We start from the raw sequence: 6109 nt of genomic DNA, 5'->3' as shown, positions 1-6109 counted from the left end.
TGAAGGCCATGACAGCGGCACCACCCGTGCGGCGGTATCCGCAGGCACGATAACCCTTCGCGACCCGAACAGGCAGACGCAGGATGTGGCGAGCCTGAGCCGTGATGTGGAGCACGCCAACCAGACGCTCTCACCGATTTTCGATAAGGAGAAAGAGCAGCAGCGGTTGCAACAGACGCAGTTGATAGGCGAAATCGGCAATCAGGTGGCGGATATTGCGCGCACGGAAGGCAGTATCCAGGCAACGAAGGCAGCGAAAGAGAAGCTGGCGAACGCGACGGCGGAGGAACGGCAGGCGGCGAAAGGGGACTGGGAAAAAGCGAATCCGGGTAAAACCGCAAGCAGCGATGATATCTCAGGCCAACTCTACCAGACGGCCTACGACAGTGCGCTGAAAGCATCCGGGTTTGGCACGGGCGGGCAATACCAGCAGGCGATTCAGGCGGCGACGGCGGCGGTGCAGGGACTGGCCGGAAGCGATTTGCAAGCGGCGCTGGCAGGCGGAGCAGCGCCTTATGTTGCAGAGGTTATCGGTCATTACAGCGGACTGGATGACACGGGCAAAGTCGCGGCGCACGCGGTGGTGAACGCGGCGCTGGCGGCGGCACAGGGACAGAGCGCGCTGGCAGGCGCGGCGGGAGCGGCAACCGGGGAACTGATTGGCATTATCGCCAGCCAGATGTACGATAAGGCGGCAGACGAACTCGACGAGACACAAAAGCAGACCGTCTCAGCGCTAGCCACTCTCGCATCCGGTCTGGCCGGAGGTCTTGTGGGAGACAGCGCCGCATCGGCCCTTGCCAGCGCCCAGGCCGGGAAGACGACGGTGGAGAATAACTATCTGAGTTCAAAAGAAGCTCGTCAGCTTGATAAAGAAATGCAGGACTGCAAAGCCTCTGGCGGTGATTGTAATAAGGTGGTCGAGAAATATATCGACATTAGCAATAAAAACAGTAAGGAACTGATTGAAGCCTGTACCGGTGGCGGCGTTGCCTGTGTGAGCTGGCAGGAACTGATACAGGGGGCGACCAATGTGGCGAATGATGCTAACCCGCATCAAATCAGACTGGATGAAAAGCTGAAAGATCCAAGTGCCGCAGCACTGGTGAATTATCTCAACGGAACGGATCTTAAATTCCTGGCGGATAATATTACAACCGGTGATCGAATCATGGATGTGGTAATGACCCCAACCTCCTGGCCAGTAGCAATAATGGGCGGGAAGGCAATTATTACTAATGCAGTGAATAACACAAAAGAACAGCTTATTGCTGTGGGCGTAGGTGCTGGCTTAGGGGCTGGTATCCAATATGGTACGACAGGTGAAGTAAAACTGTCGGATGTAATTGGTTCAGTAATCGTTGGTGGGATTACCGCCGGTAAAGGTTACAACCCAACGATGGCATGGAACGCGGCTGGCGGCTATTACCAGGCTGAAATCAGCGGCGATGATCCGTTTATGGCGGCGTTGCTGAGTAAAGTCGGGGCTTCAGCGGGTTATGCAGCAGGTAACGTTATCAAAGTGCCATTTGATAAAAAACTAAATCCAATATCAAAGCAGTATGAATGGGTCCCAACAGGTGTCTGGACAATAACTAAACCAGCACCCCAACATCCATTACCATCGATAGTAGGTAATATCGGTGATTCTGCCGTATCTGGTATGGTTCAGGATAAGTTGAAAGACGGTGTAGGCAAGTGATGAAAAATAGCACTAAATCATTACTTAACCTTTTATATTTATGCTGTGCGATGAGCGTAGTGTTGTTTATTTTGACAATGTTTGGACGTTTATTAGGTGCTTGGTTAGCTTGGAATATGAATGAAAACTTTCCGTTCTCATTAGATGATTTTTTTGTCTGCCTCAAACTCACTTGGATGGGGCCACCTGCTGGTTTTATTTTTTGGTATTTTTATTATCGCTGAATCCTTGATAAATCCCGGCCCCTAAAAAGGCCGGGATTTTTTATCCGTCATTCAGCCACAATGCGGATCAGCAGTTGGCCGTGCTCAACGGTGACAATCACCGGGGTATCGGTGCCAAATCCCGCCGCTTCCAGCCAGTGGCCCTTGAGGTGGAGGCTGGGGCTGCGGCTGTAATAGCGGGTCATATCGTTGCGGTCGGCGTGGCGGCGGCTGACATAGCCGACTTTCAGGTGTCGTAATGCTTGGGGTGTGGCGGGTTCTGACTTATGATGCTGCCTAGCCATAATTAACTCCTAATCAGTTAGTTGTGGTGAGCGTCGCTGATGGGGTGCAACCCGTCAGCGACGCGTTAAATCCTGTCTCTGCTACTCTTCTTTAACCGTCTTCCTGGCGGAGTCCCAGCGTCGGGACTGGTACTTGATAATCAGACTCTCCAGCACTTCGCGGACTATCGCCTGCTCGTTCTCTGGCAACTGGCTGACGGCCTCAAACTGAAGCGTCAGCGTGTCGCTCGGGCCACGTTCATGTTCTTCAAACAGCAAGTAATCGGTACTGACATGCAGCGTGGTCGCAATCTTCTTGAGTGCATCCAGCGACGGCATGGCCTGCCCGCTCTCGTACTTCTTCCAACTGTTAACATGCAGGCCGACAGCATCAGCCATTGCCTGCTGGGACAAGCCGAGCTTTTTACGTAATGCGTTTAACCGGACAGGTAATGACATAGTGAGCAGATACCAGTGAGATGTCGTGCGCATGATATTACCCCCTCGAAAAAACAGCACTTGCTAAATATACATCATGATGTACCATATTAAAACATATATATGGTCTTGACGTGTTTTTTACAGGAGCGACGGAATGGGACGAATGACACCGGCAGAACTGGCGCGACTCAAGCGTGAGGTGTCGCTGCTGACCGTGGCGCAGGGTCAGGGTCATGTGCTGAAAAAGCAGGGTGACGACAGCCATGTGTGCCTGTGTCCGTTCCACCGGGAGAAAACGCCGTCCTGCGTCATCACGCCGTCAAAGAACCTGTATCACTGCTTTGGCTACGGGGCGTCAGGGTCGGTGCTGGACTGGCTGCAACAGACCGAAAAACTGACCTACCCGCAAACCCTGCTGCGGCTGCGGGAACTGGCCGGTAATCCTTCTTCTTTAGCCGCCGTGCCGGTATCGGCTTCGCCGCCGGTGGCGCGTACTCCGCTGTCTGACCTGGATGATGACGGTCAGGCGTTGCTGCATCAGGTTATCGACTTCTATCACCACAATCTGCTGACCAACCCGGAGGCGCAGCAGTGGCTGGTCAGTCGCGGACTGAACCATCCTGAACTGATAAGCCACTTCCGCTTAGGGTTCGCCGGTCATCACGGGATCGGCGGCAGCGCGGGGCTGTTGCCGTCCACGTCAAGCAGCAAGGAAGGGAAAGCGCTGCGTGAGCGGCTGGCCGGGCTGGGGGTGCTGCGGGCGACCACACGACAAGACCACTTCCGGGGCTGCGTGGTGATGCCGGTCGTGGGCTGGTCGGCATCGGCGAACGTGGCGCAGCGCGGGCGGGTGTTGCAGTTGTACGGTCGCCGAACCACGGCGGACTATGCGGTGAAGAAAGGCTCTGCAAAGCATCTGCATCCGTGACCGGGCGCTGATGGAGCTGCTGTGGTCAACGGGGCTGCGGCGGGGTGAAGTGGCGAAGCTGGATGTTTACAGCGTGGACGCTTCAAGAAAAACGGTGACGGTGAGACAGGGCAAGGGGAGGAAAGACCGGGTTATCCCGATAGGAAACCGGGCATTACGCTGGATAGCGCATTACGTGCAGGCGGTGAGGCCACACCTGTTGGTCAACCCGGACATCACGGCATTGTTCGTGGCGCTGGACGGGGTAGCGGGACTGACGGCGAACGGTATCACCCATCTGGTAGGCCACTACCTCAGGGCATCGGGTCTCGCGCCGTGGGGAAGCTGTCACCTGTTCCGCCATGCGATGGCGACGCAGATGCTGGAGAACGGGGCGGATATCCGGTGGATACAGGCGATGCTGGGCCATGCGAGTATCGAATCAACGCAAATCTACACGCAGGTCTCAATCCGTGCGCTGTCGGCGGTGCATGCGAGTACACACCCGGCGGAGCGGGATGCAGACGGCGAATGGCCGGACGAGGAGGAAACCGGGCTGCTGGCCGACCTGACGACGGAAGATGAGGTGCATCAGAAGGAAGGGGTTGACGGAACGGGAGAGGAAGAAAATACTAACAGATAATAATAGATAGTATCTTGTGTGGTTGGAGGCAATGATGGCAACCAGTATCGCGTTAAGTCCTTACTTCGAGCAATTTATCCGTGAACAAATCGAAAGTGGTCGTTACAACAATGTTAGCGAGGTCATCCGTGCAGGGTTGCGGGCACTGGAGGAGCGAGAGCAACAGGTAAAGCTTGATGCGCTACGGACGGCGGTATCGTTGGGCGTGAACAGCGGAAAAGGCAAGGATGCTGAAGCGGTGTTCGGGCGTCTGTCGCAGAAATACCGGCGCATGGCTGAAGGTGAGTAAGCGGAATGAAACTGACTGTATCACCGCTGGCAGAGCAGGATATCGAAGCGATAGGCGATTATATCGCGCAAGATAACCCGGTACGGGCGCTGAGTTTTACCGAAGACCTGTATCGGCAGTGTTGTGTAATAAGCGACAATCCCTGGCTCTACCGTGAGCGTCCAGAACTGGGACAATCCATTCGAAGTTGTGCCTATGGTCGTTATCTTATCCTGTATGGCACGACGGATACGGAGGTCAGGATCGAGCGTGTCTTGCATGGGGCGCGTGATATCGACAATCTGTTCTCCGGGATACCAGACGGTGACAAAAGTTAGCTCATTCTCTTCAAGGCCGCAGTGCGGTGCAGGGCAAACGCTGCACCGTCCGTGGCGCCCCTCTTGCCTTGTTCGGCTAAGGCATCACGGGGTGCGGCTCAAAAACGACTAATGGCAGCGGCTTGCGCCGCTGCTATGATGTAGCCGTTGCAGGCAGGGAGGCCACGGCGGGGCGGTAGCGTGCCGGGGGCTAAAAACGCGTATCGGGGCTTTGGCGTCCGGGCATCGAAATGCATCAGGAAAATCTGGGTGTAACTGGCTGACTGCAAAGGGAAAAGTGGTGTTCGCTGGCTGGCTTCGCAACGGAAGAAGTTGTTGTGGAGAATAACTCTTTGGCGGAAATCGCCGAGCAGCAAGTCTCTGGTGTATCGCAGGAAGAGAAGTACCAGAATGCGCAGAAGCAGCTTGTTGCTGCTGTAGAGGAGTACAAGGCACAAAATTGTGTCGGACTTAGTGCCGAAGCCTGTGGTGCGAAAATGGAAGCGCATCGTGATGAACTACTGGCAGGTTTTTCATATGCTGGTTTAGATTTTGTACCGGTAGTCGGGACAATAAAGAGCTTTGCAGAAGCCAAGACTGCGCAATCCGATGAATCAACCCAGTAATCCAACTTATCAACCTACCAGAAATCAACCAGGTACAATAAGTAATCGGGAATATTCAGGACATGCCTTAGACAGAATGCAGGATCGAGGAATACCCCTTCTGTTGTCGAAAATATGATTAAGAATGGGAAATCGACACCCAGCCGAGGTGGAACAACAGTACATTTTGATCCTGAAAGTAAAGTGTCTGTGGTAACGAATGAATCTGGAAGAGTGGTAACGGTTAAATATGGCGACAAATAAAAAGAATGCTATCTGTGAATATGCGTTTAGCTCGCTAAATGACGTTGTCAGCTTTGCAAAGTTCGTCAGTTATGCGGAAGATCTGCCTCAGTTGAGTGAGCTTTTTGAGGATGAACAAAGCAGGGAAAATTACCGGCAGATATGGTTTGAGCTGGAAATCGTTAACGCACTTGCCTTATCCGAATGGGAAAATGAAGGTCGTTCTGTGGACTGGCAAACTCGCTGGGAATCAGGCTATAAACATGATGCTTCCGAACTAATCAATGAATTACTCAGGTTATTGAAATAAAAAACAAATCCCGGCCCCTAAAACAGGCCGGGATTTTTTTGTCTGTCACTCAGCCACAATGCGGATCAGCAACTGGCCGTGCTCAACGGTGATGATCACCGGGGTATCCGTGCCAAATCCCGCCGCTTTCAGCCAATTGCCACTGAGTTTAAGCTACAATTCACCGTGTGCGGGAGATCGGTAAAC

9 protein-coding genes and 2 pseudogenes are annotated in these 6109 nt (G+C 53.7%); 8 read left to right on the top strand and 3 right to left on the bottom strand.

Features of this window, described 5'->3' with window-relative positions:
• The coding region (locus BIY29_RS09300; RefSeq protein ID WP_170158909.1) for a VENN motif pre-toxin domain-containing protein at nt 1-1702 on the top strand (1702 nt) is incomplete at its 5' end.
• Nucleotides 1702-1926, top strand: a complete 225-nt coding sequence (locus tag BIY29_RS20040) for a hypothetical protein (RefSeq protein ID WP_009112651.1) — start codon at nt 1702-1704, stop codon at nt 1924-1926. The genes BIY29_RS09300 and BIY29_RS20040, both read left to right, overlap by 1 nt.
• Before the next feature lie 47 nt (nt 1927-1973).
• On the opposite strand, the gene BIY29_RS09295 is transcribed toward BIY29_RS20040, so the two are convergent.
• Complete coding sequence (locus tag BIY29_RS09295; protein WP_121574858.1) at nt 1974-2210, bottom strand: SymE family type I addiction module toxin; 237 nt, start codon at nt 2208-2210, stop codon at nt 1974-1976.
• Between the two features lie 81 nt (nt 2211-2291).
• Nucleotides 2292-2648 (bottom strand): helix-turn-helix domain-containing protein, encoded by a 357-nt coding sequence (locus tag BIY29_RS09290; RefSeq protein ID WP_308198081.1) that lies wholly within the window; start codon nt 2646-2648, stop codon nt 2292-2294.
• Nucleotides 2649-2784: 136 nt separating this feature from the next.
• Between BIY29_RS09290 and BIY29_RS09285 the strand changes: the two are divergent.
• The 6 genes and pseudogenes from BIY29_RS09285 to BIY29_RS09260 form a co-directional block, all read left to right on the top strand.
• Nucleotides 2785-3552 (top strand): annotated as a pseudogene (locus tag BIY29_RS09285) (CHC2 zinc finger domain-containing protein); the annotation flags it as partial.
• Nucleotides 3551-4180 (top strand): annotated as a pseudogene (locus BIY29_RS09280) (tyrosine-type recombinase/integrase); the annotation flags it as partial. The pseudogenes BIY29_RS09285 and BIY29_RS09280, both read left to right, overlap by 2 nt.
• Nucleotides 4181-4214: 34 nt before the next feature.
• Nucleotides 4215-4469: a type II toxin-antitoxin system ParD family antitoxin gene (locus BIY29_RS09275; RefSeq protein WP_121574856.1), complete on the top strand. Its 255-nt coding sequence runs from the start codon at nt 4215-4217 to the stop codon at nt 4467-4469.
• Nucleotides 4470-4474: 5 nt separating this feature from the next.
• Entirely contained in the window at nt 4475-4786 is a 312-nt protein-coding gene (locus BIY29_RS09270; protein WP_121574855.1) for a type II toxin-antitoxin system RelE/ParE family toxin, read from the top strand.
• Between the two features lie 317 nt (nt 4787-5103).
• Nucleotides 5104-5391 (top strand): hypothetical protein, encoded by a 288-nt coding sequence (locus BIY29_RS20605; protein ID WP_240630061.1) that lies wholly within the window; start codon nt 5104-5106, stop codon nt 5389-5391.
• A 229-nt stretch (nt 5392-5620) separates the two neighbouring features.
• Complete coding sequence (locus BIY29_RS09260) at nt 5621-5923, top strand: hypothetical protein (protein ID WP_121574854.1); 303 nt, start codon at nt 5621-5623, stop codon at nt 5921-5923.
• Nucleotides 5924-5968: 45 nt separating this feature from the next.
• Here BIY29_RS09260 and BIY29_RS09255 read toward each other — a convergent pair whose 3' ends face one another.
• Nucleotides 5969-6055 carry a SymE family type I addiction module toxin gene (locus tag BIY29_RS09255; RefSeq protein WP_121574861.1) on the bottom strand — a complete coding sequence of 29 codons (87 nt, stop codon included), beginning with the start codon at nt 6053-6055 and terminating at the stop codon, nt 5969-5971.
• Nucleotides 6056-6109: the final 54 nt, after the last annotated feature.

Origin of the sequence: Brenneria alni (assembly GCF_003666245.1) — a bacterium.
GTDB lineage: Bacteria > Pseudomonadota > Gammaproteobacteria > Enterobacterales > Enterobacteriaceae > Brenneria > Brenneria alni.
Note: the sequence above shows the minus strand (reverse complement) of the source record. Positions and strands in the feature narration are given on the sequence as shown.

Excerpts from the sequence above, each read along its gene's own strand:
- BIY29_RS20040 (WP_009112651.1), top strand. The coding sequence starts at position 1,702 with ATGAAAAATAGCACTAAATCATTACTTAACCTTTTATATTTATGCTGT.
- BIY29_RS09295 (WP_121574858.1), bottom strand. The coding sequence starts at position 2,210 with ATGGCTAGGCAGCATCATAAGTCAGAACCCGCCACACCCCAAGCATTA.
- BIY29_RS09290 (WP_308198081.1), bottom strand. The coding sequence starts at position 2,648 with ATGTCATTACCTGTCCGGTTAAACGCATTACGTAAAAAGCTCGGCTTG.
- BIY29_RS09275 (WP_121574856.1), top strand. The coding sequence starts at position 4,215 with ATGGCAACCAGTATCGCGTTAAGTCCTTACTTCGAGCAATTTATCCGT.
- BIY29_RS09270 (WP_121574855.1), top strand. The coding sequence starts at position 4,475 with ATGAAACTGACTGTATCACCGCTGGCAGAGCAGGATATCGAAGCGATA.
- BIY29_RS09260 (WP_121574854.1), top strand. The coding sequence starts at position 5,621 with ATGGCGACAAATAAAAAGAATGCTATCTGTGAATATGCGTTTAGCTCG.